We start from the raw sequence: 25,693 nt of genomic DNA on the forward strand, positions 1-25,693 counted from the left end.
CGTGAGCGACAATCTGGTCGAACTGCAGCTCGACGAGGCCGGCCTGTCCGGTGACCTCCCGCGGCCCGGCGGCCCGGAGGACGAGATCCAGGACGTCCCGTTCCGGCCCGTCGTGTTCCGCGACGACGATCTCCCCACGGCCCTGAGCCGGTCCGCCGAGTGGCTGCGCGCCGCCCAGGAGTGGCTCGGCGAGCCGCTCGACGTCATCGCGATCCACCTCGACTACGACGACCGGGCCGGGGCGGCGTACTACGAGGTCAAGCTCCTGTGCAACGAGGAGGACCTCGCCGGCGCCCCGGTCGCGAGGCGGAAGGCGGAGGGCAGCTGAGAGCCCCGGGCCCCGGATGGTCGGCGACGGTGTGCTCGGCGGTGTCGTCGGGGGCGGGTGATCGGGGGCGGGTGATCGCCGACCGGCGCTAGGCTGCGGGCGTGCCCCGCCCCAGTCGCTGGTCGGAGATCCTCGCCGCCGCCGGTGAGGAGTTCCGCGACCGCGGCTACGAGAACGCCACCCTGGAGGGCATCGGCGCGCGGGTCGGGATCCTCAAAGGCAGCATCTACAACTACGTGGGCAGCAAGGAGGAGCTGCTGCTCGCGGTCGTCGAGCAGCCCGCCAAGCAGCTGCTCGCCGAGCTGGAGCGCCTGCAGGCCGACACCGGGCAGACCGTGGCCGTCCGGCTGCGGGAGCTGATCCGGATGCAGGTGCGCATCTTCGCCGACTTCTACCCGGCCGCCTTCGTGTACCTGCAGCACATCGGCCGGATGACGGCGCCGCGCTTCGCCGACTTCCGGGACATGGACGCCCGGTACATGGCCGCGGTGGAGTCCCTGGTCGCCGAGGGTGCCCGGACCGGCGAGTTCTCGCTGGCCGCCGATCCGCGGACCGCCGCGCGGGCGCTGGTCGGGATGCTCGACTGGATGCAGCACTGGTTCGTGCCGCGCGGCGAGGAGGCGGACCGCGAGCTCGCCGACCGCCTCTTCGCGTTCGCCCTGGGCGGGCTCGTCGCCGGCGGCGGGATGGCCGGCCTCGCCCGCTCCTTCCCGGAGGAGGGGTGAGCGACCGCTTCCGGCTCGACGGCCGGGTCGCGGTCGTCACCGGCGCCTCCTCGGGGCTCGGGCTGCGGTTCGCCCGGGTGCTCGCCGAGGCCGGGGCGGACGTCGTCGTCGGGGCCCGGCGGGCCGACGGGCTGGCGGCGGCGGAGAAGGCGGTCCGGCACGCCGGACGCCGGTGCGTCGCCCTGCCGACGGACGTCACCGACGACGCGTCGTGCGCCGCCCTGGTCGCCGCGGCCGTCGCGCTCGGCGGGCCGGACGTGCTGGTCAACAACGCCGGCACGGGCTACGCGGCGCGGGCGGAGAAGGACGACCCGGAGCGTGCGGCCCGGCTGCTCGACGTCAACCTCCTCGGCGCGTACCGGATGGCGATGCACGCCGGGCGGGCCATGATCGCCGCGGGCCGGGGCGGGGCGATCGTCAACATCGGCTCGGCGCTCGGGCACAGCACCGGGCACCTGCCCGAGGCGGCCTACTCGGCGTCGAAGGCCGGGCTCGCCGGGTTGACCCGGGATCTCGCCGCCCAGTGGTCGGGCCGGCACGGCATCCGGGTCAACGTCCTGGCGCCGGGCTGGTTCGCCTCCGAGATGACCGCGCCGCTGCTCGAGCGCGAGGGCGGGGCCGAGGCCCTCGCCGCCCGCACGGCGATGGGGCGGATCGGGCGCGAGGAGGAGCTCGACGGGCCGCTCCTGCTCCTGGCCTCCGACGCCGGCTCCTACCTCACCGGGATCACCCTGGCGGTCGACGGCGGCTGGAGCATGCACTAGCCGAGGTGCACGGGCAGCCGGACCAGGCCGCGCGAGAGCAGGACCGGGTGCCAGCGCAGCGGCTCGTCGGCGAGCCGGAGCCCGGGGAAGCGCCGCAGCACGGCCGGGATGGCGACCGCGGTCTCGAGCCGGGCGAGCGGGGCGCCGAGGCAGTAGTGCAGCCCGATCCCGAAGCCGAGCTGACGGCCGGGGCGGCGGGTCACGTCGAAGCGGTCGGGGTCGCCGAACACGGCGGGATCGCGGTTGGCCGCGGCGGGGCAGAGGAACACGCGGTCGCCGCGGCGGAGCGCCCGCCCGCCCAGCTCGACGTCCGCGGCCATGATCCGCACGATGGTCTTGGCCGGGCCGTCGTAGCGCAGGGCCTCCTCGACCGTCCCGGGCGCGTCCGCCGGCGTACCCGGGTGCCGCAGGAGCGCGAGCAGCCCGTTGCCGACCAGGTTCGTGGTGGTCTCGTGGCCGGCGAACAGCAGCAGCACCCCGGTGGAGACGACCTCCTCGTGGGTGAGCGCGTCGCCCGAGTCGCGGGCCCGGATCAGCGCGGTGAGGAGGTCGTCGGCGGGCTCGCGCTCGTGGCGGGCGACCAGCTCACCGAGATAGGCGGTCAGGTCGGCCATCCCGGCGGCGCCGTCGGCGTGCCGGTCGGGGTCGCCCATCCCGCCGAACACCAGCCCGGTGATCCGGTCCGACCACTCCTTGAACCGGTCCCGGTCCGCCCGGGGCACGCCGAGGAGCTCCGCGACGACCGAGGCGGTGAGCGGGTAGGCGTAGTCGCCGATCAGGTCGGCGGAGCCCGACAGGTCGTCGAGCAGCTCCGCGGCGAGCTCCCCGATCCGCGGACGCACGCGTTCGACCGCCCGCGGCGTGAACGCCCGGCTCAGCAGCTTTCGCAGCCGGGTGTGGTCGGGTGGGTCCTTGAACACCATCCAGTCCTCGAGGACCCCGAACGCCGCGCGCACGCCCGCGTCGGCGTCCGGGCCGTCCAGCCGGGCACGGCGGTACGGCGAGATCCGGTCGGAGGAGAAGCGCGGGTCGCGCAGGGCGGCGTCGACGTCGGCGTACCGGGTGACGAACCAGGACCGGTAGCGCTCGCTCCAGTGCACCGGGTCGTGCGCGCGCAGCTCGGCGAGCAGCGGGTACGGGTCCGCGACGGCCCCGGGGGACAGCAGGTCCGCCTCCGTGCCCGCTCCCGGCACGGTCACGGAGCCTCCAGCACGGCGACGACGCAGGCGTTGCCGTCGAGCACCGAGACCCCGCCGCCCATCGTCTCCACCAGCCCGATGCGTGCCCCGTCGGCCTGCCGGTCGCCGGCCTCGCCGCGCAGCTGCCACACGATCTCCGCGAGCTGGGCCAGGCCCGTCGCGCCGAGCGGATGGCCGCGGGAGAGCAGCCCGCCGGAGGGGTTGACGGGCTGCTCCCCGCCGAGGGCGGTGCGGCCGGCGGCGGCCGCCTTCCCGCCCTCCCCGGGGCCCGCGAGCCCCAGCGCCTCGGTGGTGACGACCTCGCCGACGGTGAAGGCGTCGTGCACCTCGGCGACGTCGACCTCGCCGGGCCCGACGCCGTCGGCCGCGAACGCCGCGGCGGCGGTGTCCCGCACGAGGTCGTGCCCCCAGACCTGCGGGGACCGGTGGTTCCACGGCGCGCCGGAGCGCAGCGCGACCGACCGCACGGTGACCCGCCCGGGCGCCGCGGGCCCGACGATCGCGGCCGCCGCCCCGTCCGAGGTCGGGCAGCACTGCAGCAGCGTGAGCGGGTCGGCGATCATCCGCGACGCCAGCACCTCCTCGACCGTGTACCGGCCGGCGTACTGGGCGCGGGGGTTGTGCAGGGCGTGCGCGTGGTTCTTCACCGACACGGCGGCGAGCTGCTCGGCCGTCACCCGTCCCTCGTGCAGCCAGCGCGCGGCGGCCATCGCGTACAGCGCGGGCAGGGCCAGCCCGGAGCGGCCCTCGGGGTCGGTCGGCTCGGGCGTGATCGCGCCGTCGCCCATCCGCTCGATCCCGAGCGCGAGCACCCGCCCGTACCGGCCGGACCGCACGGCCTCGCAGGCCTCGGCGAAGGCGGTGGTGCCGCTTGCGCACGCGTTCTCGACGGTCAGCACCGGCACCCCGGTCAGACCCGTCGCGCGCAGCACCCGCTGCGCCACCCCGGCCGGGCCGAAGACCGTGCCGACCCACACCGCGTCGACGGATCGGGGCCCGCCCGCCGCACGGAAGGCCTCGTCGACGGCGGCGAACGCGAGGTCGACCAGGTCGACGCCGGGCTGCCGGCCGAAGTGCGAGGTGCCGACCCCCTCGATCCCGACCCTCATCCGACGACCTCCACCCCGACGTCGCCGCCGTCGTCCGGGACCAGCCGCACCCGGGCGCCGATCGGGACCGGCCCGCCGGTGTGCGCGAGGACGCGCGGCCCGTCGTCGAGGTCGACGTAGGCGAGACCGTACGGCGGGGTCCGGCCGGGCACCGCGATCCGCACGACGGTCGCGCTCCACACCGTGCCCTCGGGCCCGAACCGGGCGGGCTCGACCGGCCCGCCGCACGCCGGGCAGGCGGGCCAGGCGAACGCGGCGACCTCGCCGCACGTCGTGCAGCGGCGGCCCTCGACCAGGCCGCCGCCCTGCGGACCGGCGACGACCCGGGGCCGTGGGTCGGGGGTGCTCACACGGCTCATGAAACCAAACGGCGGGTCGGCTATCAACGATTGTCGGCATGCCCAAGCGGCCCGGGGCACGGCCCTTGACACGTCCCGTGGCCCACGACACAGTGATTTCGCCTGCGATCAGCAAACCCGTGTTCGTCCTTGACGTCGTGTTCCGGGCGCCGTGCCTGCGCCCGGGCCCCGACCGGACCTGCGAGAGGACCCGACCGATGAAGTTCGGTTTCTTCACCATGCCCGAGCACCCGCCGCGCGAGAACTGGACGCTGTCCTACGACCGCGACATCGCGGGCATCGTGGAGGCGGAGCGGCTGGGCTTCCACGAGTACTGGATCGGCGAGCACCACACGGGCGGCTACGAGAACGTCCCCGTGCCGGAGTACATGATCGCGAAGGCGTCGGCGGTGACCCACCGGATCCGGCTGGGCACCGGCGTGATCAACCTGCCGTACCAGGACCCGTTCATGGTGGCCGAGCGGATGGCCTTCCTGGACCACCTCACGCACGGCCGGCTCGAGTACGGCTTCGGCGGCGGAGGGCTGCCCACCGACAAGGCGCTGTTCGGGCTGGAGCCCGCAGAGGCCGCGCCGCGGACCAACGAGGCGCTGGAGATCATCTGGCAGCTGCTCACCTCGGACGAGCCGGTCAGCTACGAGGGCGTGTACTGGAAGTACGAGAACCGCCAGCTGCAGGTCGGGCCGTACCAGGACGTGCCGCCCTTCGCGATCGCCGGGCTGACCGGCGTGCACAACTACGCCAAGTGCGGCGAGCGGGGCTGGAAGCCGCTGTCCGTGCACTTCGCGCCGATCGACAACGGCACCTACCAGGACGCGCCGGACCTCAAGGCCATGGGCGCGGCCATGCTCGACGCCGGCGCCCGCTCCGGCATCGACCCCGCCGTGACCAGGGAGAACTGGCGGATCGTCCGCGAGGTCTACGTCACCGACGACAAGGACCAGGCGCTGCGGGACATCCGCGAGGGCGTGAAGCTCTCCTACGACTACCTGTTCGGGCTCGGCCTCGGCGCCCTGATGAAGATCGGCGACGGGATGACGGACGCGGACCTCACCCTGGAGTGGATGGTCGACAACATCCCCTGGATCATCGGCAGCCCCGAGGACTGCGTGCGCCAGATCAAGGAGCTCGAGGAGGAGGTCGGCGGCTTCGGCACGCTGCTGATCAACTGCCGGGACTGGGTGACCACGGACAAGTGGAACCGGTCGCTGGAGATGTTCGCCCGGTACGTCATGCCGCACTTCACGAAGCGGGAGCGGCTGGCGCGCCGGCAGAAGCTGGCGAACGTCGCGCTCGGCATCGCCTGATGGCGGCGGGGCTGTCCTCGCCCGTCCCGGAGCTCGCCGGCCGCACCGTGCTCGTCACGGGCGGCGGCAGCGGGATCGGCAAGGGGATCACGGCGGCGGTGCTGGAGAAGGGGGCGGACGTCGTCGTCCTCGAGATCGAGCCCGCGAACGTCAAGGCCGCGTCGGCGGAGCTCGGGGGCGGCGACCGGATCGCCTGGTACGAGGGCTCGGTGTGCGTGGCCGCGGACGTCGAGGCGGCGTTCGCACTGGCCGCCGAGCGGTTCGGCGTGGTCGACCACCTGGTCAACAACGCCGGCACAGCGACGGTCGCACTCGTCGAGGACACGACCGAGGAGGACTGGGACCTCATCGTCGACACGCTGCTGAAGGGCACGTTCCTCTGCACGAGGGCGTTCGCGCGGCAGCTGCCCGCGGACGGCGCACCCCGCTCGATCGTCAACATCTCCTCGCTCAACGCCGTCGCGGCGACGGACGGGATGGGGAGCTACTGCGCGGCGAAGGCCGGGGTCAAGAGCTTCACCGAGGTCTGCGCGGGGGAGCTCGGGCGGCGCAACGTGCGGGTCAACGCGATCGGTCCCGGTCTGGTGAACACCCCGCTCGGCGAGGGCTTCTCCGTCGGGCAGATCGGGCAGGAGTTCACCGACCGGACCCTGGTGGCGGACAAGCGGAACCAGGAACCGTCGGACATCGCCGACGTGGCGTTGTTCCTCATGTCCCCGGCGGCGCAGCGGATCACGGGGCACTTCGTCCCGGTCGACGGCGGCCAGCACGTCCGCGGCCTGCACTCGTACTGGGACGTGGCCGAGGCGCAGGGCCTGGTCGAGAGGCCGTCCTGAGCGGTGCGCGCGACGCTGGGTGAGGAGTTCGAGGCCGCGCTCCGGCGGCACCGGGTGCGGACCGCGGTCGAGGCCGGCGGGCGGAGCTGGACCTACGGCGACCTCGACCGCTGGTCCGCCGCGGTGGCGGACCAGCTCCGGGGAGCCGGGGTGCGCCCGGGCGACGCGGTGGCGCTGTACCTCGGCAACTGCGTCGAGTTCGTGGTCGCGGATCTCGCCGTGGCGCGGACGGGCGCGGTGAAGGTGCCCGTCAACACGTTGCTGCCCGAGGCCACGGTCGCGCACATCCTGAAGGCGGCCCGGGTGCGGGCGCTGGTGCTCGGAACCGGCGTCGTCGCCGTCGGCGAGCGGGCCGGGGCGGGTCTGCCGATCCTGCGGGTCGACGACGGCGGCGGCCCGCCGGCCGGGGAGACGCTGGCCGGGCCCCGCGACGTCGCCGTGCCGCCGCCCGCGATCGGGCCCACGGACCGGGCGGCGATCTACTTCACCGGCGGCACCACCGGGCTGCCGAAGGGGGTCGTGCACACCCAGGCCTCGGCCGTCGCGGTGCAGTACGCCCAGATCGTGGAGGCCGAGCTCGCCCAGGACGAGCGGCTGCTGCTCACGACCCCGCTCGCGCACGCGGCCGGGCTCTTCGCGCAGTCCGCGCTGGTCCGGGGCGCGACGATCGTGATCGAGCCGGGCTTCGACGCCGCCCGCGCCCTGGACCTCCTGCGCACCGGCGGCATCACGTGGACCTTCCTGGTCCCGACGATGATCTACCGGCTGCTCGACCTGATCGACGCGGCGACCCGGGGCCGGGAGGACCTGCCGCTGCGGACGGTCGTCTACGGCGCCGCCCCGATCGCCCCGTCCCGGCTGGCCCGGGCCCTGGAGGTGTTCGGGCCGGTGTTCGTGCAGCTCTTCGGCCAGACCGAGTGCCCGAACTGGGGCACCCGGCTGACCAAGCACGACCACGACCCCGCCCGGCCGGAGCTGCTCGGTTCCTGCGGGCAGGCGTCGATCATGGCCGACGTCCGGGTCGTCGACGACGACGGCGCACCCCTCCCGTCGGGCGGGACCGGTGAGGTCTGCCTCCGCGCGCCGTACACGCTCGAGGCCTACCTGGACGACCCCGGGGCCACCGCGGCGAAGTTCCTGCCCGGCGGCTGGATCCGCACCGGCGACGTCGGGTTCCTCGACGACGGCGGCTACCTGCACCTGCGGGACCGCAAGGCGGACATGGTGATCAGCGGCGGGATGAACGTGTACTGCCGCGAGGTCGAGGACGTGCTGGTCCGTCATCCGGCCGTCGCCCGCGCGGCGGTGATCGGGGTCCCGCACGAGGACTGGGGCGAGGCGGTGCACGCCGTGGTCGTCCCCGCCGTCCCGGCGGACGAGCTGGACCGGGCCGCGCTGCTGGAGTGGACGCGCGGGGAGCTGGCCGCCTACGCCCGGCCCAAGTCCGTCGAGCTCGTCGCGGCGCTGCCGGAGACCCCCTTCGGGAAGATCGACAAGAAGGTCCTGCGGGCGCCCCACTGGGCCGCGCGGGACCGCGCGATCGGCTGAGGAGCCACCATGAGCGGACCCCGGTCGCTGCGGACCGACGCGCGCGGGTTCCCGCGGTTCTGGGACGAGGAACGGGAGACCCTCGACCCAGCCGAGCGCGAGGTGCTGATCCTCGAGCGGATCCGGCACCAGCTGCGCCACGCCTACGCCGAGCTGCCCTTCTACCGGCGGCACTACGACGCCCACGGCTTCCACCCCGACCACGTCCGGTCGCTGGAGGACTTCACCACGAAGGTCCCGGTGATCACCAAGTCGATGCTGGTGGCGGACCAGGCGGCGCACCCGCCCTTCGGCAGCTACGCCCGTGCGCTGCCGCCGGGCGGGATCGCGCGGATCCACGGCTCGTCGGGCACCTCGGGGGTGCCGACGATGTACGCGGTGTCGAAGGCGGACTGGGAGCGGGCGGGCGAGGTGCACGCGATGGCGCAGTGGTGCGCCGGCGTCCGGCCCGACGACCTCGTCCAGGTCGGATTCCCGTTCGGCCTGTTCTTCGGCGGCTGGGGCGTGGTGCAGGGCGCCGAGCGCATCGGGGCGACGCTGTTCCCGATCGGGATCACCGACTCGCAGAAGCACCTGGAGCTGATCGGCCGGCTCGGGTCCACGGTGTTCAGCGCGACGCCGTCCTACTGCATCCACTTGCTCTCGGTCGCCGAGCAGATGGGCATCGACCTGCGGGGGTCCACGGTCCGGCACCTGCTCGTCGGCGGGGAGCCCGGCGGTGCGCTGCCGGGGACCCGCACGATCATCGAGGAGGGCTGGGGCGCGATCGCCGCCGACGCCGGCTCGACCTCGGAGATGTACCCCTTCCAGACGAGCGTGGGCTGCGAGGCCGGCACCGGCACGCACCTCTACGTCGACGAGGTGTTCACCGAGGTCGTCTCCTCCGCGGACCTCAACGCGCCGGTCCCGGTCGGCGAGCGCGGCGCCGTCGTCTACACCCATCTCTGGCGCGACTCGCAGCCCATGATCCGCTTCGCGCCGGGCGACGAGACCTACCTCGCCACCGATCCCTGCCCCTGCGGCCGGACCTATCCGCGGATGCCGGAGGGCGTGCTCGGGCGGCTCGACGACATGGTGGTGATCCGCGGGGCCAACGTGTTCCCCAGCGCCGTCGAGGCCGCCCTGCGCTCCGTCCCGGGACTCGGCCCCGAGTTCCGCATCCGGGTCCGGAAGGAGGGCGCCCTCGACGAGATGACCGTCGAGGCGGAGGGCGACCCGGGCCTCCGGCAGCCGGTCGAGGACGCGCTCCGGCGGGTGCTCGGCATCCGTGTCCCGGCCGTCCTGCTCGCCCCCGGCACCCTCCCCGAGACCACCTTCAAGGCCCGCCGGGTGCTCGACGAGCGCTGACCGTGCCGGTCTCCACCCCTCCTCGACGCGCTGCTCGCGGAGTCGCGCCGTCGCACGGCCGCTTCGCGCCCCGCGATCACCATTCCTGGACCGGGAGGGTCGGTTTCCGACCGTCCTGCTCCATGACACGCGATCTTGCTGCCCCGCGTGCCGTGCGGGTAGCGCCGACTGCGCGCAGCAGATCGACCAGCACCTCGGCGGCTGCTCGCCGTCCGGGTCCGAAGGCGACCCGTCGGCACGCGGCCGCCGGGTATCAGGTGGCTGATCGACCTGCTCCCTTTCCGGCACAGATGTCCGGTGGACGGCCGGGCCCGGAGCGGGGCGGTGACGCGGTGGGATCGATCGTGGTGTGCGGGGGCGGGGTGATCGGGCTGGCCGCGGCGGTGATGCTGGCCCGCGACGGGCACCGGGTCACGGTGCTGGAGGGGGACGCCGACCCGGCGCCGGCGACGGCCGAGGAGGCCTGGGGGAGCTGGCGCCGGACCGGGGTGGCGCAGTTCCGCCAGCCCCACAACCTCTTCGCCCGGTTCCGGCGGGTGTGCGACGAGGAGCTGCCGGACGTGACCGGGCTGTTGGAGAAGGCCGGGTGCGTGTGGATGGACTACGTCGCCGCCGCCCCGCCCACCCTGACCGACCGGACCCCGCGGCCCGGGGACGAGGACCTGCGCTTCGTGACCGGGCGGCGGCCGGTGTTCGAGGCCGTGTTCGCCGAGCTCGCCGAGGCCGAGCCCGGGGTCGAGGTGTGCCGCGGGACGAAGGTGGCCGGGCTGACGACGGGGCCCTCGGCGCTCACCGGGGTCCCGCACGTCACCGGTGTGGTCACCACGTCCGGTCGGAGGTTCGCGGCCGATCTCGTCGTCGACGCGACCGGCCGCCGGACGCGGGCGGCGAGCTGGCTCACCGCGGCGGGGGCGCGGGCGCCGCAGGAGATGTCCGAGGACCGCGGCTACGTCTACTACACGCGGTTCTACCGCGGGCCCGAGCCGCCGCGGCTGCGCGGCCGCGCGATCATGCCGATCGGCAGCATCTCCCTGCTGACCCTGCGCAGCGACAACGACACCTGGTCGGTGACGGTGTTCGGGACCAGCGCCGACCACGCCCTCCGCGCGCTGCGGGAGCCCCGGGTGTTCGAGCGGGTCGTCGGGGCCTGCCCGTTGCAGGCGCACTGGCTCGACGGCGAGCCGCTCGGCGGGGTCCGCCCCATGGCGGGCGTGATCGACCGCCTGTGCCGGTACGTGGAGGACGGCCGGCCCGTGGTGACCGGGTTCGTCCCGGTGGGCGACGCGTGGGCCTGCACGAACCCGTCGGCGGGCCGCGGGCTGTCGGTCGGCGTGCTGCACGCCCAGGTGCTCCGCCACGCGGTGCGGGAGGCCCTCGACGACCCGGCCCGCCTGGCCCGCACCTTCCACGCGCGCACGGACGAGGTCGTCGCGCCGTTCGTGCACACCCAGATCACGGCGGACCGCTTCCGGATCGCCGAGATGGTCGCGGTCCGGGACGGGACCCCGGCGCCGGCCGGGAACCCGACGACCCAGGCGCTGCTGGCGGCCGCGGCGACCGATCCGGACGTGTTCCGGGGCGTCCTCGAGATCGCGCTGTGCACCGCGCTGCCGCCGGAGGTGCTCGCCCGGCCGGCCGTGCGTGCGGCCGTCGAGCGGCACGCGGGCGCGGTGCCGGCCCCGACTCCCGGGCCGGACCGGGCCCGGCTCCTCGAGCTCCTGGCCGCCTGACGCAGGCTCCGGTACCGCGTTCTTGCGGAAAACTGCACCCGCTGGTAGAAGTTTCCTCGACGGACGAAGGTCGGTCGTGCGCTGCGCACCGGCCGGAAGGGGAGGGACGCGAGGGGCCGTGGCCAACAACCTCGACAGGCTGGACGACGAGGACTACCCGGCCGTCTCGATGGGACAGGCGGCCGAGCTCCTCGGTGTGCAGCCCGCGTTCCTCCGCAGCCTGGACAACGCCGGCGTGCTCCACCCGCACCGCACCGGCGGCGGGCACCGCCGGTACTCCCGCCGTCAGCTCGCCCTCGCGAGCCGGCTGCGGGAGCTGCTCGACGACGGCCACACCCTCGCCTCCGCGCAGACCATCGCCGATCTCGAGGACCGGCTGCAGGACAGCGACCGGGCCCGCGAGCGCGCCGACGAGGCCCGCCGCGAGGCCGACGACGCCCGCGACCGGGCGGCCGAGGCCCTCCACTCCGCGCGATCGGACCTCGAGGAGCGCGCCGACGAGCTGCGCCGGACCCGCGCACAGCTCGACGACGCCCGCGGCGAGATCGAGACCCTCACCAGCAGGCTGCGCAACGTCTCGCGGACGGGGTCCTGAGCCTCAGGTGCGCGGGCGGCGGCGGGCCGCCCGGGAGGGGCCGGTAGCGGGGCCGTTCGCGGACTGGCCGCGTGGCGGCCGTCCCGCCGGACGGGCGACCCGGCCGGGTCGCCCGTCCGGCGTGCGGGTCACTGCGTCGCGGCCTTCGCGGCGGCGACCTCGGTGTCGGCGTCCGCCGAGCGCAGGGTGCCGTCGGCGTTCTCCAGGTGGGCGCGGACGAACCACTGGTACTGCTCGAGGTCACCGGCCTGGGAGATGAGCATGTCCTGGGTGACCGGGTCGAGCTCCTCGGTCTTCTCGATCGCGGCCCGGTGGTCCTCGATCACGCCGGCGTAGACGAGGTCGAGCGCGCCGAGGTGCGCGATCGCGTCGCTGCGGCCGATCGAGTAGTCGTCCCAGCTGCGCTGCGCGACCAGGGCGCCCGGGGTGCCGCAGGGCGAGCCGCCGAGGGTGGCGATCCGCTCCGCCACGTCGTCGACCATCTCGCGCACGCCGTCGACCTGCGGGTCGAGCATCGTGTGCACCGCGATGAAGTTCGGCCCGACCACGTTCCAGTGCACGTGCTTGAGCGTCAGCGCGAGGTCGTTGAGGGCGTTCAGCCGGTCCTGCAGGAGCGCGACGACCTGGCCGGCCTCGTCGGACTTCATCCCGGGCACGGTGTAGTTGATCTGGGAGCGGTTCTCGGTGCTGGTCATGGTGTCCTTCCTGTCGTCCCGGTTCACGGGTCCACCTCTGGAGTAGGTCCGGGAGCCGTTCGTCAAACGTGGTTCGCCGCGACGTGCGCGCGCAGCGTCGCCAGGCTGCGGGCGAGGAGCCGCGAGACGTGCATCTGCGACACGCCGACCCGGCGGGCGATCTCCGACTGCGTCAGCTGGTCGACGAACCGCAGGCCGAGGATGGTCCGTTCGCGCTCGGGCAGGGCGGCGAGCAGCGGCCGCAGGGTGGCGCGGTCCTCCGCGCGGCCGAGGTCGGCGTCGAGGTCCCCGAGCCGGGCGTCCTCGGGCTCGCCGGGGTCGCGCCGCTCGTCGAGCGAGCCCGCGGTCTGGTAGCCCTGGGCGAGCAGGACCTCCAGCACCACCTCCCGGTCGACGCCCAGCGCCCCGGCGACCTCGCTGGGCCGCGGCGCCCGGCCGAGCCGCTGGTGGAGCGCCGAGCTCTCGCGGTTGACCCGGGCGGCCATCTCCTTGACCCGGCGCGGCACCCGCACCACCCACGTCTGGTCCCGGAAGTGGTGCAGGAACTCCCCGCGGATGCAGGGGACGAGGTAGCCGACGAAGTCCGTGCCGTCGCCGCGCTCGGGGTCCCAGCGGTCGATCGCGGTGAGCAGGGCGAGCCGGGCGACCTGCAGCAGGTCGTCGAAGGCGGTGGGCGAGCCCGCGGCCTGCCCGCGGGCCATGCGCTCGGCGATGGGCAGGTAGGCCTCGGCGATGGAGTTGCGCAACGCCCGGCGGCGCGGGTCGTCCGGCGCCAGGGCGTGCAGGGTGCGCAGGCGCGGGAGCTGCGCGGTGTGCAGGCTCCCGGGCCGGGTGTCCGCCACGGGCAGGGGCGCCACGACCGTCATCTCCGCTTCCTCCGTCTCCGGCACGCGCCGCCGGACAACCGCGTCATATGTTGTTCACGAGGAGCATGACCCGGGATCCGCCGGGCCGCGAGTCGAGCCGGGTCGGGGGTGGTGCCGGCCGCGGATCAGCCCCGCAGGACGTCGTCGGCCACGAGGGTGGCGCGGTAGCCCGCCAGCAGCAGGATGTGCAGCAGGTAGAGCCACAGGGCCAGCGCGGAGACCGCGCCGACGATCGGCAGCCCGCCGAAGGGGGCCGACCACTCGATCGGGATGGCCAGGAACAGCAGGAAGCCCTGCAGGAACCCGGCGAGCACGGACCCGATGCCGAACCCGCCGAGCAGCAGGGCGCGCCACCCGATGCGGCCCGGCCCGACGAGCCGGAACACCAGCGTCAGGGCCACGGACACCGTGACCCAGACGACGTGGAAGGCGACGACGACGCCCAGCGCGAGCCACCAGCCGCCCCGCACGTAGAGCGGGGCGACCAGGGGGGAGGTGGCGAGCACGGCGAGCACCAGCACGGGGGCGACGACGGCGAGGGCGAGCAGGCCCAGCCGTCCGCGCCATCCGGTGAACCGGTCCTGCGCGGGGGAGAGCTGCAGGAACGCGCGGCGCAGCCCCTCGCCGTAGAGGCTGGCCGGGAACAGCGCCACGAGGGTCTGCAGCCAGGACATGCCCAGCGCCGTGGCGGTCAGCGTGCGCAGCGCCTCGGGCGTGCCGTGCCCGGCGGGGAGCCCGCCGATCGCGGTGTCCATCCCGGCCCGCAGGGTGTCCGGCCCGACCAGCACGCCCGCGACGCGCAACGACACCAGGGCGAGCGGGACCAGCCCGAGCAGGCCGAAGAACGTGGCGCCCGCGGCCCACAGGGCGACGTCGCTGGCGGGGAAGGACCGGGCCGTCTCGCGCAGCAGCGCCCGCGGAGTGTGCTCGGGGCTCATCGGCGCCCCCCGCGGTGGGCGTCAGGCACCCGGCGGTGCGAGGCTGGCGCGGTGACGGAGCCGGAGGACGCAGGCCTCGCGGGCTGGTCCGCGCTGCACGCCGGGGTGCGGCCCTCGGCGGTCGTGCGCGGGTGGCTGCGGCTGGTGCAGGGGCTGGCCGCGGGGCCGCTCTCCCGCGTGCCGCCGGACCTGTTGTCGCTGGCCGGTGTGTTGGCCGTGGCCGGGGCGTGGGCCGCGGCCGCGGCGGGCGGGAGCTGGCCGCTGCTCGCCGCGGTGCTCGTGGTGACCGCCGAGCTGCTCGACGGTCGCAAGGGCGCCGTGGCCCTGCGCTCCGGCCGCGCCCGCCCGCTGGGCGCGGTGGTCGACGCCGTCGCGGACCGGGTCGGCGACCTCCTCCTGGCGGCGGTGCTGGTGGCGCTGGGCGCGCCGCCGGGATGGGCGGTGGCCGCGGCCGCGCTGGTGCTGCTGCACGAGTACGTCCGGGCCCGGGCGCAGTCCGTCGGCATGCCGGGCGTCGGCGCGGTGACGGTCGCGGAGCGGCCGACGCGGGTGATCGTGGTGGCGGTGGCCGCGTCGGGCGCCGGTGCGCTGCCCGCGGGCACGCCGCTCACCGGGTGGGACTGGGCCATGGTGCTCGCGGTCGCGTGGACGGTCGTGGGCGTGGTGGGGCTGCTGCAGCTGGTGGTGGGGATCCTGCGCACGATGCCCCGCGGGTTCCCGCCGGGCCGATGAGCCCCGCGGTGATCCCGGCCGAGAGAAGCACGAGCGGCAGCCCGCCGCCGGGATGGGCGGAGCCGCCGACCAGGTAGAGCCCGGGGACGGGGGAGCGGTTGGCGGGGCGGCGCAGCGCGGCGCGCGGGCCGTGCGAGGCGGTGCCGTAGATCGCTCCGCCCGGGGCGCCGGCGCGCCGCTCGAGATCGGCCGGCGTGAGGATCTCGCGGACGCGGACCCGGCCCCGGACGTCCGTGCCCCGCGCCGCCAGCGTGGCCAGGACGTGGTCGGCGTAGCGCTCCCGCACTCCGGGCGCGTCCCAGTCGACACCCCGCCCCGGATCGTGCACGGGGGCGTTGACCAGCACGAACCAGCCCTCGCTCGCCGCGTCCGGCCGCAGCGCGGGATCGTCCGGCGCGTGCACGTAGATCGTCGGGTCGGGCACCGGGCGGGGGTGCCGGCCGAAGATCGCGTCGAACTCGGCGGCGTAGTCCCGCGGGAACCAGACCCGGTGCGCGGCGCCGGGTTCCCGCCCGTCCAGCCCGACCAGCAGCACGAAGCCGGCCAGCGAGCGGGGCGTGCGGCGCAGGTCGCGCCGGGCCCGCCGCGCCGTACCGGCCGGCAGCAGCCGCTCGTACAGGACCGAGGCGTCGGCGTTGCACACCACGAGGTCGGCGGGCACCTCGCGGCCGCGGATCCGGACGCCGCGGACCGCGCCGCCGGCGACGGTGACCGCCTGGACCTCGGACCCGAGGTGGACGGCGACGCCGAGTTCGCCGCACCGCTCGAGGAGTGCGTCGGCGATCCGGCGCAGCCCGCCGCGGACGTACCAGCCGCCGAACCGCTGCTCGACGTACGGGGTCACGGACAGCACCGCGGGCGTGCGGCGGAAGTCCGAGCCGGAGTAGGTGGCGTAGCGGGCGAACCAGGTCTGCAGCCGGGGGTCGGGCAGCAGTACGCGGCCCAGGCCGTCGAGGGTCCGCCACGGGGCGACCGCGCGCAGGTCGCGGAGCCGCACCGACATCCGCAGCAGCGCGCGCAGATCGAGCGGGCGGCGCAGCACGGCCTCGCCGACGAGGTCCCACAACCGCCCGGAGCGCTCGTACAGCGCCCGCCACGCGTCGCCGGCGCCCGGCCCGAGCGCGGCGTCCAGGGCGGCCGGGACCGCGGCGGGATCGTGCGGCACGGCGAGCCGGGTGCCGTCGGCGAAGGTGTAGGCGCACACCGGGTCCACCGGCTCGACCGGCAGCCCGGACGGGCCGCCGGTCGCCGTGAAGACCTCCTCGAGCACATCCGGGAGGGTCAGCAGCGAGGGACCGGTGTCGAAGACGAAACCCTCCCGCTCGACGACGCCGAGCTTGCCGCCGTGGATCGGCGCGCGCTCGTGCAGCGCCACCTCGTGCCCCAGCGCCGCGAGCCGGGCCGCCGCGGCCAGCCCGCCCACCCCGGCGCCGATCACGATCACCCGGCTCACGGCACCGCCCTCGCAGCTCCGGTCACAGGACCCGGCCCTTCCAGCTCAGCGTGCCCGCCCGCCGCCCGGCCCACGAGGAGGCGAGCAGCCCGAGCAGCGCGGCGATCGAGACCGGGTGGGCGGCGGCGTCGGGCCTGCTCCGCGCCCCGGTCCGGCGGGCGGCGAGCACCCGGCTCGCCACGCCGGCCGCGTAGCCGAGCGCGCCCGCCCGGGAGCCGCGCAGCGCGGCGAGGGCGGGCAGGACGTAGACCAGCGCGAGCAGCGCGGCCACCGCGGCCGCGCCGGGTGCGGAGCCGAACGCGGCCCACAGCGACTTGCGGTAGCCCGCGGCGAGCTGGCGCCCGTCGTCGTACATCCGGCAGGTGGCGAGCGCGGACCCGTCGGCCACCCCGGTCCGGCCGCCGGTCCGCCGGACCGCGCGGGCGAGTGCGATGTCGTCGAGCACCTCGCCCGCGACGGCCGCCCAGCCGCCGGCACGGGCGAGTGCGGCCGTCTCGACCAGGAGGAACTGTCCGTTGGCGGCGACCATCGAGGGCCGCCCGGAGCGCTCGGCCACCCGCAGCGGCAGCGTGACCAGCCACGACCAGGCCAGCAGCGGCTGCACGAGCCGGGCGGCGAGGCCGTCGGCCACCTGCCGGGGCCAGGGGCACAGCAGGTCGAGCGGCGCCGGTCCGCGCAGCACCGCGACCGCGGCGGCGACGGCGTGCGGGGCCAGGACGACGTCGGCGTCGACGAACACGAGGATCTCGCCCCGCGCGGCGGCGGCGAGCTGGGCGCAGGCGTGCGGCTTGCCGAGGCGACCGGGCGGGGGCGCGGTCCCGGTGAGCACCCGCAGCCGGGGGTCGCCGCCCGCCGCCGCCCGGACGGCCGCGGCGGTGGCGTCGGTGGAGCCGTCGTCCAGCACGAGGATCTCGGCCTGGGCCAGCCCGGTCTGGGCGAGCAGCGAGCGGATGGTGGGGCCGATGCGGTGCGCCTCGTCGCGGGCCGGGACGAGCAGCGAGACCGGGACGGTGACCGGCGGGGGAGCGGCGGGCGGGGTGCGCAGGAGCCGCTGGTTGCGCAGCTGGTGCAGCGTGCCGAGCACCGCGAGTGCGGATCCCGCGGTGGCCGCGGCCCGGAGCGGTCCGGGAAGGCGGGCGGCGGTCACGGCGGAACCCTAGGAGCCGCCGGTCCGGCCCGCACCTCGACCCGCCGGGCGCCCCGACTCGCGGGGACGCGCGCGGCACGGCATCGTCGGACCCCCGGGGACCCCCGTGCCCGGTCCCGTGCCCCAGGAAGGACGACGCGTGCTCCGAAACGCCCCCTTCGCGCGTGGGCGCGCCCACGCGCTGACCTGGACGCTGGTGGCCGGCGCGGTGCTGGTCCAGATCGCCTACCCGCTCATGCCGGAGGCGCTGCGCACGCAGGTGACCGTGCTGTCGGTGGTGGTGTTCGCGGCCGCCTCGCTGTGCGACGCCACCCGCCTGCACGGCGCCCGCGGCGGGCTCCTGCTGCTCGTCGTCGCGGGCGGGGGCGGGCTCGCCGCCGAGGCCGTCGGCCTGCGCACGGGCGTCCCGTTCGGGTCCTACACCTACACGGGCACGCTCGGGCCGGAGCTGCTCGACGTGCCCCTGGTCGTGCCGCTGGCCTGGACGATGATGGCCTGGCCCGCACTGGTCGTCGGGCGGACGCTGGCCCGCTCCCGCGCCGGGGTGGTCGCCGTCGGGACGGCCGCGCTCGCCGCGTGGGACGTGTTCCTCGACCCGCAGATGGTCGCGGCGGGGCACTGGCGCTGGCTGGACCCGGGGCCCGGGCTGCCGCTGGTACCCGGGATCCCGCTGATCAACTACGCGGGGTGGCTCCTGGTGTCCGCGCTGGTCGTCGCGGCGCTGCACGCGACCCTGCCGCCCCACGACCGCCCCTCCGCGCCCGCCACCGCGCTCTACCTCTGGGTCTACGGCTCGTCCGTGCTCGCCCACCTGGCCTTCTTCGGCCTCCCCGGCTCGGCGCTGGTCGGCGGCGTGCTGATGGGCGCGGTCGCGCTCCCGTTCGCCCGGGCCGCCCGGCGGGCCGGTGTCGGCGCCGGCCTCCTCCCGTCGGCGGTGCGGTCGCCGGGGTCCCGGTCGTGACGGACCCGCTCACGAGCCGCGCCGCGCCGCTGCGGATGCGCCGACGCCGCCTCGTCACGCCCGATCCGACGCTGCCCCGGGAGGTGCCGCCCGGCACGGAGGCGGTGGTCGTCGGGGCCGGGGTGGCCGGGGTGAGCGCCGCGGTGGTGCTCGCCGAGCGCGGGGTCCGGGTGACGCTGCTGGAGGCCGCGGAGCACCTCGGCGGCCGGCTGGGCGCATGGCCGGAGGTCCTGCCGGACGGGACCGAGCAGGTCGTCGAGCACGGGTTCCACGCCTTCTTCCGGCACTACTACACCTGGCGCGCGGTGCTGGGCCGGATCGACCCCGGGCTGCGGTTCCTCGCCCCGGTGGCGGGCTACCCGGTGATCTCCCGGCGGTGGCCGGACGAGGACCTCTCCGGCCTGCCCGCCGCCCCGCCGCTGAACCTGCTCGCGCTGATCCTCCGGTCGAAGAGCCTGAGCTGGAAGGACATGGCGGGCGCCGATCCCGACGCCGGGCGCGCGCTGCTCGCCTACGACCGGGCGACCACGTCCGCGGAGCTCGACGCGGTCGACGCCGCCGCCTTCCTCGATCGGCTCGGGATGTCCGAGCGCACCCGCGGCATGCTGTTCGAGGCCTTCGCCCGCTCGTTCTTCTGCGACCAGGAGGGGCTGTCGGCGGGCGAGCTGGTCGCGATGTTCCACTACTACTTCCTGGGCAACCCGGAGGGCATCGGCTTCGACGCCCCGGTCACCGACCACCGCACCGCGATCTGGGAGCCGCTCGCGCGGTACCTGCACGCCCACGGGGCGCAGGTGCGGACCGGTTGCCGGGCCACGCGCCTCGAGCCCGCCGGTCAGGGGTGGCGGCTGGGCACCGAGGACGGGGACCTCGCGACGCGGCACGTCGTGCTGGCGTTGGACCCCGGCGGGCTGCGCGGCCTCCTCGCGGCGTCACCGGAGGCGGCTGCCTCGGCGCCGCGCCTGGCCGGGCAGTGCGCGGGACTGGGGACGGCGCCGCCGTTCGCCGTGACCCGGCTGTGGCTGGACCGGGACGTCGCGCCGGAGCGGGCGGTGTTCAGCGCCGTGAGCGGGGAGCGCACGCTCGACTCGATCACGGTGTACTCGCGGCTGGAGGCCCCGTCGGCCGGGTGGGCGGCGCGGACCGGCGGAGCGGTCGTCGAGCTGCACTCGTACGCGTGCCCGGAGCCCGACGCCAAGGCCGCGACCGAGGCGATGCGCGCCGAGCTGGCCGCGCTCTGGCCCGAGGTGCGCGCGGCGGAGGTGCTGCACGTGCACCAGCGCCACGAGGCCACGGCCCCGGCCTTCCCGCCCGGGACGGCCGGGACCCGCCCCGGCGTCCGTACGGACGCGCGCGGGGTGCGGGTGGCCGGGGACTTCGTGGAGCTGCCCTACCTCGCCGGGCTCATGGAGCGGGCGGCGATGTCCGGGGTCCTCGCGGCGAACGACGTGCTCGCCGAGGCGGGCGCCGCCGCCGAGCCGGTCGACGGCGTCCCGCAGCGGGGGCTGCTGGCCGGGGTCCCGCGGGTCCGCGGCCGCTCCTGAACCCCCTGTCCCCGGGTCAGCGCCGTCCGCGGCGGGGTTCCGGGGGGTCGGCGAGGGTGTCGGCGGCCTCCGCGCCCCGCTCACCCATCGGCACCGGCTCGCCCTTCGTGGTGTCCTGCTCGGTCTGCCGCTCGCTCTCGGCGTTGATCTCCGCGCCGAGCAGCACGATGTAGCTGGTCAGGTAGAGCCACAGCATCAGGACGATGACGCCGGCCAGCGCGCCGTAGGTCTTGTTGTAGCTGCCGAAGTTGTTGACGTAGAGGCTGAACGCCACGCTGCCGATGATCCACAGCAGCGTCGCGACCAGGGCGCCGACGCTCACCCAGGTGAACCGGGGCGAGTCCCGGTCCGGGGCGACCCGGTAGACCACCGCGAGGGCCCCGACGACCAGGGCCACCAGGAGCGCCCAGCGCACGATCTGGGCGACGACCAGCGCGATGCCGCCGAGGCCGAGCGCGTCGAACACCGGCGGGACGACCGCGACGAGCGCCACCGCGAGCAGGACGAAGACGACCGCGCCGAGGGTGAGGGCCAGCGCGGTGCCACGGAGCTTCAGGAAGCCGCGGGTCTCGTCCTCGTCGTAGGCCAGGTTCGTGGCCTTGATGAGGTTCATCGTCCCGCCCGAGGCGCTCCACAGCGCGGCCAGGAGCGACACGATCAACCCGATGCCCAGCGCGCGGTCACTGCTGCCGGCGACCGCGTTCAGCTGGTCGGTGATGATCGGGCGGGCGGTCTCGGGCAGGGCGGCGGCGAGGTCGTTGACCTGCGCCGCGACCTGCGCCGGGTCGGCCACCAGCCCGTAGAGCGTCAGCGCCGCGATCATCGCCGGGAACAGCGCCAGGAAGGCGAAGAAGGCGACCCCGCCGGCCAGGATCGGGACGTTGTCCGCCTTCGCCTCGGCCCACGCCCGCTTGACCACCTGCAGCCAGCCGCGGGGCGGGATCTGGACCGGGGTGGCCGCCTCGCGGCCGAGGGGTTGCTCCCCGGCCGGCCGGCCACCCGCGCCCGGGCGCGCCGTCGTGTCGGTTCGGCTCGTCATGCCCGGCGGGATGCCCCCGCCGGGCCGCCGCGAACCCTCCCCGCGAATCCTCCCGCTCGGACCTCCGACGGGACCGCCTCAGCCCGCCTGCGCCGGTGCGGTCGTCTCCAGCGGCACCTGCCGGCCGCGCACCATGCCGAGCGCCACGGCCTGGCGGGGGAGTACCGCGTCGAGCAGCCAGTCCGCCGCCACCCGGATCCGGTTGCCCGGCATGGACAGCAGGTGGTAGCCGCGGGTGACGGCGGTGGCCGGCAGCCCGGACAGCGGCAGGCCGAGCGGGTTGGCCGCCGCGTCCGTCCCGCCCAGCTCGACCACGAACCCGAGGTCGCTGTGCTTGTACGCCCGCGGGGTGCCGTGGCCGAGCGACGCGGCCACGTTGCGCGCGGCGAGCGCGCCCTGCCGCGTGGCGTGCTGGGCGGTCATGGCGGTGGCCGAGCCGGGCCGGGTGACGTCCGGGACCGCGGCGGCGTCGCCGCACGCCACGATCTCCGGGTGCCCGGCCACGGCCAGGTCGGTCCCGACGACGAGCCGGCCGCGCTCGTTGGGCAGGCCCAGGTCCTCGACGAGGGGATCGGGCCGGACCCCGACGCACCAGACGAGGGTGTGGGTCGGGACCTCCTCGTCGGTGTTCGTGAGGCGTACGCACTTCGGCAGCGCCTCCGCCACGGACTGACCCATCCGCACGTCGACGCCGCGCTCGCGCAGCACGGTGTCGGCGGTGCGCGAGAGCCGCTCGTCGAGCTCGGGCAGCACCCGCTTCGCGATGTCGAGCAGCATCCAGCGGATCGGCGTGCCCCGCAGCGACGGGTGGGCCCGCGCCATCTGCGCGGTGAACGACGCCCCCTGCGCGGCCACCTCGGTGCCCGTGTAGCCGGCGCCGACCACGATGAACGTGCAGCGCGACGCCTTCTCCTGCGGGTCGGTGGCCGTGGCCGCCAGCTCGATCTGCCGGGTGAGGTGGTCGCGCAGGTAGAGGGCCTCGGGCAGCCCGCGGAAGCCGTGCGCGTACTCGGCGATGCCGGGCACCGGCAGCAGCTTGTTGACGCTGCCCACCGCGAGCACGAGCCGGTCGTAGGACACCGACCCGGAGCCGCCCTCCTGGTCGGTGTACGCCACCGTGCGGGCCTCCACGTCGATGTGCGTGACCTCGCCGACCACGACGTCGGCGCCCCGCAGGGACTGCACCAGCGGCACCGCGATCCGGCGCGGCTCGAGCGTGCCGACCGCGACCTCCGGCAGGAGCGGCAGGTAGAGGAAGTGGTCGTTCTGGTCGATCACGGTGACCCGGGCGCGGCCCCGGAGCCGGCGCAGCAGGCCCTTCGCGGCGGTGTGCCCGGCGAACCCGGCGCCGAGCACCACGACGTGCGGCAGGTCGCCACCCGAGCCCGGGATTGGCTGCTTCCGCATCTTGCGCACCACGTCCGCGATCGGCATGCCGTCTCCTCCGTCCGCCGTGTCCCGGGTCCCCGGACCCCTACCCGACCATTCGAGGGGCGACACGGCAAGACGGGACCGGTCATCGGGCCGGTCCGCGGAGCCCCTCGGCGAAGTGGACGTTCTCCATGATCCCGAGGACGTTGCCGAACGGGTCGACCACGGAGGCGGTGACGAAGCCCGGGCCGTGCTCGCGGACGTCCGTGTGCTTCGCGGCGCCGCGGGCGACGAGGTCGTCGAGGGCGGCGGCCACGTCGTCGACCGCCCAGAAGGTGACGGACCCGGCCGGCGTGCCCGTCGGGTGCGGGGCGTACGCGGCGTTCACGATCCCGAACTCGTCCTCGCGCGGCCCGAGCCGCCACTCGACGTACCCGCCCTCGACCACGTAGTACGGCTCGGCGCCGAACAGGTCCGAGTACCAGGCGCGCGCGGCGTCGAGGTCGGCGGCGAAGAAGTTGTGGGTGGCCATTCCCTGCAGCATGTCGTCCTCCCGTTCGGCGTGTGGGAGCAGCATGCGCCTCAGAAGTGTTCACGGTCTGAGCACTTTCCGGAGAATACTTCCGCCCGTGCGTGCCGACCGACTCGTCGCGATCCTGCTGCTGATGCAGGCCCGCGGTCGGGTGACCGCCGGTCAGGTGGCCGAGGAGCTCGAGGTCTCCGTCGCGACCGCCCGCCGGGACCTCGAGGCGCTCTCGGCCGCCGGCGTGCCGGTCTACCCGCAGCCCGGCCGCGGGGGCGGCTGGTCGCTCGTCGGCGGGGCGCGCACGGACCTCACCGGGCTCACCTGTCCGAGGCGGTGGTGCGGCGCCGCAAGGTGCGGTTCGGCTACGCCGGCCGCGAGCGGCTCGTCGACCCCTGGGGACTGGTCGACAAGTCCGCGACCTGGTACCTGCTCGCGGGCACCGCCGCCGGTCGCCGCACCTTCCGCGTCGACCGGATCGGCGACGCCGAGCTCACCGACCTCGCTGCGGACCGGCCGGACGACCTGTCGCTCACCGAGGCCTGGCGCGAGACCGTGGAGCTGCTGGAGGGCCGCCGCTCCTCGGCCACCGTCACGGTGCTGGTCGAGCCCCGTCTCGTCCCCGTGCTGCGGGAGCGGTTCGGCCGTCACCTCGGCGCGGGGACCGTCGACGTCGGCGACGGCCGGGTGCGCGTGACCGTCACCGGGCACACCCCCTGGGCGCTGGCCGAGCAGCTGGCCGGCTGGGCGGGGTACGTCGAGGTGGAGCCCCCGGACGCCGAGGACGACACCGGCACCGGCACCGGCACCGTGAACGAGGAGGTCCGGCCGGGCTCGCGCGGATCGGCCGGATGCTCGTCGAGCGGTACGGGTGACCGGGCGGGATCGCCGACCCGTTCGCGGGCTCCGTGTGAGCGCGCCCACGGCCGGGCATACGGAGGCGCCTCCGCTCCTTGTGCGGGACGGCAGACATGCCGATCCGGAGAAGGTGGAGAGATGAAGGTCTGGTTCGTCACCGGTGCGTCCCGCGGTTTCGGCCGCGAGTGGACGATCGCGGCGCTGGAGCGCGGCGACTCGGTCGCGGCCACCGCGCGCGACACGACCACGCTGGACGACCTGGTCGCGAAGTACGGCGACAGGATCCTGCCGCTGACGCTCGACGTCACCGACCGGGAGGCCGACTTCGCCGCCGTGGCGAAGGCGCACGAGCACTTCGGCCGGCTCGACGTCGTGGTGAACAACGCCGGCTACGGGCAGTTCGGCATGATCGAGGAGCTCTCCGAGCAGGAGGCCCGCGCGCAGATCGAGACGAACGTGTTCGGGGCGCTCTGGGTCACCCAGGCGGCGCTGCCGTTCCTGCGCGCGCAGGGCTCGGGGCACATCCTGCAGGTCAGCTCGATCGGCGGGATCTCGGCGTTCCCGAACATCGGGATCTACAACGCGTCCAAGTGGGCGTTGGAGGGCTTCAGCCAGGCGCTGGCCCAGGAGGTCGCGGACTTCGGCGTCCACGTGACGCTGATCGAGCCCGGCGGGTTCGACACGGACTGGGGCGGCGCCTCGGCGAAGCACGCCACGCCGAACCCGGCCTACGACGAGTTCCGCGAGAAGGCCGCCGAGCAGCGGCGCCGCCGCACGGCGGCTCCCGGCGACCCGGCCGCGTCGAGCGCGGCCGTGCTGACGCTGGTCGACGCCGAGAACCCGCCGCTGCGGGCGTTCTTCGGCGAGGCCCCGCTGTCGATCGCCGAGGCGGACTACGAGAGCCGGCTCGCGAGCTGGCGGGAGTACCAGCCGCTCGCAGTGGAGGCCGGCGGCCGGGGCTGACCCCGGAGCGCTCAGGGCGGGGTGCCGTTCGCGCCCCGTCCGGGGCCCGGCCGCAGCTCGCGCAGGTTCCACCGGCCCGGCTCGCCGGCCAGCACGGCCACGGACAGGGGATCGACGTCGATGCGCCAGACCGCCGTCACCGGCGCGCCGAGCGCGTGGGCCAGCGCGGCCCGCACGACCGCCGGGTCGACGACGGCGAGCAGCCCGCGCGGGCGGTTCGGCACCGTGCGCAGCCAGCCGCCGACCCGCCCGACGAACGCGGCCATCGACTCCCCGCCGTGCGGCACGGCCTCGGGATCGGTGAGCCAGCGGGTGAGGCCGTCCGGGTCGGCGGCGGCGACGTCGTCGAGCGCGCGGCCGGCCCAGCTGCCGTGGTCGAGGCCGGTCAGCCCGTCGTCGACGGCGGCGGGCAGGCCGAACGCGTCGGCGGTCCGCCGGCAGCGCAGCGAGGGCGCGCAGCGGACCTCCTCGTAGCGCGGGAGGGCCGGGAGGGGCAGCTCGGCGGCGTCGAGCGGCTCGTCGGCCGGGAACCCGGACCGCCGGGTGGCCACGGTGGCGGCGTGGGCCAGCAGCACGAGTCGCACGGTTCCAGTGTGGACCGAGGTGATCGACGCCGCGGTCCGGGGTGCTCCGGGCTGGCGTCGCCGCTCTTTGAGCGTGCCGAGGGAGAGGCATGAAGCGCGCGCCGGGGCGCAGGGCCGGCCGGGCCTCTCGCGGCGACTAGACCGTATGAGGGGCCGGCGCCTCGCTCGTAAG

The 25,693-nt window shown here is 75.6% G+C and carries 24 protein-coding genes and 2 pseudogenes; 14 read left to right on the top strand and 12 right to left on the bottom strand.

Annotated elements, in window-relative coordinates:
• Position 1 precedes the first annotated feature (1 nt).
• The 3 genes from ACFQH9_RS12915 to ACFQH9_RS12925 all read left to right on the top strand — a co-directional run bounded on the left by ACFQH9_RS12915 (position 2) and on the right by ACFQH9_RS12925 (position 1,817).
• On the top strand, positions 2-328 hold the full coding sequence (locus ACFQH9_RS12915) for a hypothetical protein (RefSeq protein ID WP_379566258.1): 327 nt from the start codon (positions 2-4) through the stop codon (positions 326-328).
• 101 nt (positions 329-429) lie between these two features.
• On the top strand, positions 430-1,053 hold the full coding sequence (locus ACFQH9_RS12920; protein WP_379566259.1) for a TetR/AcrR family transcriptional regulator: 624 nt from the start codon (positions 430-432) through the stop codon (positions 1,051-1,053).
• On the top strand, positions 1,050-1,817 hold the full coding sequence (locus ACFQH9_RS12925) for an SDR family NAD(P)-dependent oxidoreductase (RefSeq protein ID WP_379566260.1): 768 nt from the start codon (positions 1,050-1,052) through the stop codon (positions 1,815-1,817). Before ACFQH9_RS12920 ends, ACFQH9_RS12925 begins: the two co-directional genes overlap by 4 nt.
• Here ACFQH9_RS12925 and ACFQH9_RS12930 read toward each other — a convergent pair.
• Genes ACFQH9_RS12930 through ACFQH9_RS12940 form a run of 3 tightly spaced genes read right to left on the bottom strand, consistent with a single transcriptional unit; the run spans position 1,814 to position 4,475 of the window.
• The gene (locus ACFQH9_RS12930) at positions 1,814-3,016 is read right to left on the bottom strand and encodes a cytochrome P450 (RefSeq protein WP_379566261.1); all 1,203 of its coding nucleotides are present in this window, start codon (positions 3,014-3,016) and stop codon (positions 1,814-1,816) included. The two genes, ACFQH9_RS12925 and ACFQH9_RS12930, sit on opposite strands and share 4 nt — an antisense overlap.
• A complete protein-coding gene (locus tag ACFQH9_RS12935) occupies positions 3,013-4,125 on the bottom strand; it encodes a thiolase family protein (protein ID WP_379566262.1) in 1,113 nt (370 codons plus the stop codon). Before ACFQH9_RS12935 ends, ACFQH9_RS12930 begins: the two co-directional genes overlap by 4 nt.
• Entirely contained in the window at positions 4,122-4,475 is a 354-nt protein-coding gene (locus ACFQH9_RS12940; protein WP_379566263.1) for a Zn-ribbon domain-containing OB-fold protein, read from the bottom strand. Before ACFQH9_RS12940 ends, ACFQH9_RS12935 begins: the two co-directional genes overlap by 4 nt.
• A 206-nt stretch (positions 4,476-4,681) precedes the next feature.
• On the opposite strand from ACFQH9_RS12940, the gene ACFQH9_RS12945 reads away from it, so the two are divergent.
• From ACFQH9_RS12945 to ACFQH9_RS12970, 6 genes are all read left to right on the top strand, one after another.
• On the top strand, positions 4,682-5,791 hold the full coding sequence (locus ACFQH9_RS12945) for an LLM class flavin-dependent oxidoreductase (protein ID WP_379566264.1): 1,110 nt from the start codon (positions 4,682-4,684) through the stop codon (positions 5,789-5,791).
• Positions 5,791-6,627: an SDR family NAD(P)-dependent oxidoreductase gene (locus ACFQH9_RS12950; protein WP_379566265.1), complete on the top strand. Its 837-nt coding sequence runs from the start codon at positions 5,791-5,793 to the stop codon at positions 6,625-6,627. Before ACFQH9_RS12945 ends, ACFQH9_RS12950 begins: the two co-directional genes overlap by 1 nt.
• A 3-nt stretch (positions 6,628-6,630) precedes the next feature.
• A complete protein-coding gene (locus tag ACFQH9_RS12955; protein ID WP_379566266.1) occupies positions 6,631-8,175 on the top strand; it encodes a class I adenylate-forming enzyme family protein in 1,545 nt (514 codons plus the stop codon).
• A gap of 9 nt (positions 8,176-8,184) precedes the next feature.
• Positions 8,185-9,522 carry a phenylacetate--CoA ligase family protein gene (locus ACFQH9_RS12960; protein WP_379566267.1) on the top strand — a complete coding sequence of 446 codons (1,338 nt, stop codon included), beginning with the start codon at positions 8,185-8,187 and terminating at the stop codon, positions 9,520-9,522.
• 332 nt (positions 9,523-9,854) lie between these two features.
• Entirely contained in the window at positions 9,855-11,252 is a 1,398-nt protein-coding gene (locus ACFQH9_RS12965) for an NAD(P)/FAD-dependent oxidoreductase (RefSeq protein WP_379566268.1), read from the top strand.
• Positions 11,253-11,370: 118 nt separating this feature from the next.
• Complete coding sequence (locus tag ACFQH9_RS12970) at positions 11,371-11,847, top strand: helix-turn-helix domain-containing protein (protein WP_379566269.1); 477 nt, start codon at positions 11,371-11,373, stop codon at positions 11,845-11,847.
• A gap of 128 nt (positions 11,848-11,975) precedes the next feature.
• Here the strand turns inward: ACFQH9_RS12970 and ACFQH9_RS12975 are convergent, their stop codons facing one another.
• The 3 genes from ACFQH9_RS12975 to ACFQH9_RS12985 all read right to left on the bottom strand — a co-directional run bounded on the left by ACFQH9_RS12975 (position 11,976) and on the right by ACFQH9_RS12985 (position 14,346).
• The gene (locus tag ACFQH9_RS12975) at positions 11,976-12,542 is read right to left on the bottom strand and encodes a Dps family protein (RefSeq protein ID WP_379566270.1); all 567 of its coding nucleotides are present in this window, start codon (positions 12,540-12,542) and stop codon (positions 11,976-11,978) included.
• 62 nt (positions 12,543-12,604) lie between these two features.
• A complete protein-coding gene (locus ACFQH9_RS12980) occupies positions 12,605-13,408 on the bottom strand; it encodes a sigma-70 family RNA polymerase sigma factor (RefSeq protein ID WP_379566272.1) in 804 nt (267 codons plus the stop codon).
• A gap of 125 nt (positions 13,409-13,533) precedes the next feature.
• Entirely contained in the window at positions 13,534-14,346 is an 813-nt protein-coding gene (locus tag ACFQH9_RS12985) for a YhjD/YihY/BrkB family envelope integrity protein (protein WP_379566274.1), read from the bottom strand.
• 216 nt (positions 14,347-14,562) lie between these two features.
• Here ACFQH9_RS12985 and ACFQH9_RS12990 point away from each other — a divergent pair.
• Positions 14,563-14,937: pseudogene (locus tag ACFQH9_RS12990) on the top strand (CDP-alcohol phosphatidyltransferase family protein); the annotation flags it as partial.
• Between the two features lie 16 nt (positions 14,938-14,953).
• On the opposite strand, the gene ACFQH9_RS12995 reads toward ACFQH9_RS12990, so the two are convergent.
• Both ACFQH9_RS12995 and ACFQH9_RS13000 read right to left on the bottom strand, forming a co-directional pair.
• Complete coding sequence (locus tag ACFQH9_RS12995; protein ID WP_379566275.1) at positions 14,954-16,531, bottom strand: phytoene desaturase family protein; 1,578 nt, start codon at positions 16,529-16,531, stop codon at positions 14,954-14,956.
• A 22-nt stretch (positions 16,532-16,553) separates the two neighbouring features.
• Positions 16,554-17,678 (bottom strand): glycosyltransferase family 2 protein, encoded by a 1,125-nt coding sequence (locus ACFQH9_RS13000; RefSeq protein WP_379566276.1) that lies wholly within the window; start codon positions 17,676-17,678, stop codon positions 16,554-16,556.
• Positions 17,679-17,817: 139 nt separating this feature from the next.
• Here ACFQH9_RS13000 and ACFQH9_RS13005 point away from each other — a divergent pair, with 139 nt between their 5' ends.
• Together ACFQH9_RS13005 and ACFQH9_RS13010 are read left to right on the top strand one after the other, a co-directional pair.
• Entirely contained in the window at positions 17,818-18,639 is an 822-nt protein-coding gene (locus ACFQH9_RS13005) for a carotenoid biosynthesis protein (RefSeq protein ID WP_379566277.1), read from the top strand.
• A complete protein-coding gene (locus ACFQH9_RS13010; RefSeq protein WP_379566278.1) occupies positions 18,636-20,183 on the top strand; it encodes an FAD-dependent oxidoreductase in 1,548 nt (515 codons plus the stop codon). Before ACFQH9_RS13005 ends, ACFQH9_RS13010 begins: the two co-directional genes overlap by 4 nt.
• Before the next feature lie 16 nt (positions 20,184-20,199).
• Here ACFQH9_RS13010 and ACFQH9_RS13015 read toward each other — a convergent pair whose 3' ends face one another.
• The 3 genes from ACFQH9_RS13015 to ACFQH9_RS13025 form a co-directional block, all read right to left on the bottom strand.
• The gene (locus tag ACFQH9_RS13015; RefSeq protein WP_379566279.1) at positions 20,200-21,222 is read right to left on the bottom strand and encodes a YihY/virulence factor BrkB family protein; all 1,023 of its coding nucleotides are present in this window, start codon (positions 21,220-21,222) and stop codon (positions 20,200-20,202) included.
• Positions 21,223-21,300: 78 nt separating this feature from the next.
• Complete coding sequence (locus ACFQH9_RS13020; protein ID WP_379566286.1) at positions 21,301-22,629, bottom strand: NAD(P)/FAD-dependent oxidoreductase; 1,329 nt, start codon at positions 22,627-22,629, stop codon at positions 21,301-21,303.
• Positions 22,630-22,738: 109 nt separating this feature from the next.
• Positions 22,739-23,170, bottom strand: a complete 432-nt coding sequence (locus ACFQH9_RS13025) for a VOC family protein (RefSeq protein ID WP_379566280.1) — start codon at positions 23,168-23,170, stop codon at positions 22,739-22,741.
• A gap of 52 nt (positions 23,171-23,222) precedes the next feature.
• On the opposite strand from ACFQH9_RS13025, the pseudogene ACFQH9_RS13030 reads away from it, so the two are divergent.
• Both ACFQH9_RS13030 and ACFQH9_RS13035 read left to right on the top strand, forming a co-directional pair.
• Positions 23,223-23,896: pseudogene (locus ACFQH9_RS13030) on the top strand (helix-turn-helix transcriptional regulator); the annotation flags it as partial.
• Positions 23,897-24,112: 216 nt separating this feature from the next.
• The gene (locus ACFQH9_RS13035) at positions 24,113-24,937 is read left to right on the top strand and encodes an SDR family oxidoreductase (RefSeq protein ID WP_379566287.1); all 825 of its coding nucleotides are present in this window, start codon (positions 24,113-24,115) and stop codon (positions 24,935-24,937) included.
• Positions 24,938-24,948: 11 nt separating this feature from the next.
• Here ACFQH9_RS13035 and ACFQH9_RS13040 read toward each other — a convergent pair whose 3' ends face one another.
• Positions 24,949-25,521, bottom strand: coding sequence for a histidine phosphatase family protein (locus ACFQH9_RS13040; protein WP_379566281.1), 573 nt, complete (start codon positions 25,519-25,521; stop codon positions 24,949-24,951).
• Positions 25,522-25,693: the final 172 nt, after the last annotated feature.

The sequence above is a fragment of the Pseudonocardia lutea genome, assembly GCF_042658055.1.
GTDB classification, from domain to species: Bacteria; Actinomycetota; Actinomycetes; order Mycobacteriales; family Pseudonocardiaceae; genus Pseudonocardia; species Pseudonocardia lutea.